Source organism: Vibrio sp. Vb0667 (genome assembly GCF_033391095.1).
The window spans coordinates 1-1,067 of sequence record NZ_JAWPOL010000377.1; the positions used below are offsets into that span (position 1 = coordinate 1).

Genomic DNA, 1,067 nt, shown 5'->3' on the forward strand with positions numbered 1-1,067 from the left:
TCAATCGGCTGGCAAACATCTTGGTAAAAACATTCAAATTCACCGGTCAGCTCACCAAATAAGTCTTGAACTTTCTGTTCGCTACGGGCTAACAGCAAAACTCTGATGTTCAGTTGATCTTTTCTATTGAGATAAACAAAAAAGCGAACCATACAAGCTGCAAGCATTCCTGTCGCACCCGTAACAAGTACAGTTTTATTTCGCAACGAACCCCATGACTTTTGGCTCAAGTACAATTGCTCGTTATCATCACTGATGATGTTAATCCGATTATTTTTCATATAATTAACCAAAAACCTGTAGATTTTCCTGCGTATCGATTATTGCCTTAAAAATAAAGAAATCGATGGGTGACGTGATTTTAATGTTTTCAGAAATACCAGAGACTAGGCGAACATCGTATCCGTACTTTGTCATCAACGAACATGAATCGATCGCTTCGGTGTAACAGTCCTCACGCGCTTGACGATGTACTTTAAGAATATCGCGCAAATAAAAGCTTTGTGGCGCTTTCGCTAATCGAGATAACGAACGATCGTGAACGTCTTTCACGACGTCTTCATTGTCGACAAGGACAAAGGTCTCTACTGGAGGACAAGTAGTGATCGCACTACCGTGACTTTTGACCGCTTCGATATTTCGGTTGATAATTTCGTCATTGATTAAAGGTCGAACGCCATCATGAATCAAAACAACAGAGTTATGATCAAATTCTTCTTCTATCTTACATAAGCCGTTAAATATAGACTCCTGGCCAGTTTCACCACCGGGAATAACAAACTTCACTTTCTGAATATCAAATTTGAACAACAGTTTGCGTAAATAATCGATCCACGGTTCAACGCAAACTACAACAATGGCATCAATGTTTTTGTTCTCTTCAAACTTCTCAAGTGTGTATATAATTACTGGCTTGTTATATAGCTCTAAAAACTGCTTCGGTTTAGTGCTGTTTTGCATTCGGGTTCCGACACCACCAGCAAAAATCAAGGCAACATTCATAATTCACTCCTAAATCATAGATATCATTTTGTTAATGCTAGTGTTCACCGTCTCTCTATATCGTT

The 1,067-nt window shown here is 38.9% G+C and carries 1 protein-coding gene and 1 pseudogene; both read right to left on the bottom strand.

Annotated features, from left to right (window positions below):
- Positions 1–281: pseudogene (locus R8269_RS26040) on the bottom strand (dTDP-glucose 4,6-dehydratase); the annotation flags it as partial.
- 4 nt (positions 282–285) lie between these two features.
- Positions 286–1,002: an IspD/TarI family cytidylyltransferase gene (locus R8269_RS26045; protein ID WP_005454982.1), complete on the bottom strand. Its 717-nt coding sequence runs from the start codon at positions 1,000–1,002 to the stop codon at positions 286–288.
- Between the last annotated feature and the right edge of the window lie 65 nt (positions 1,003–1,067).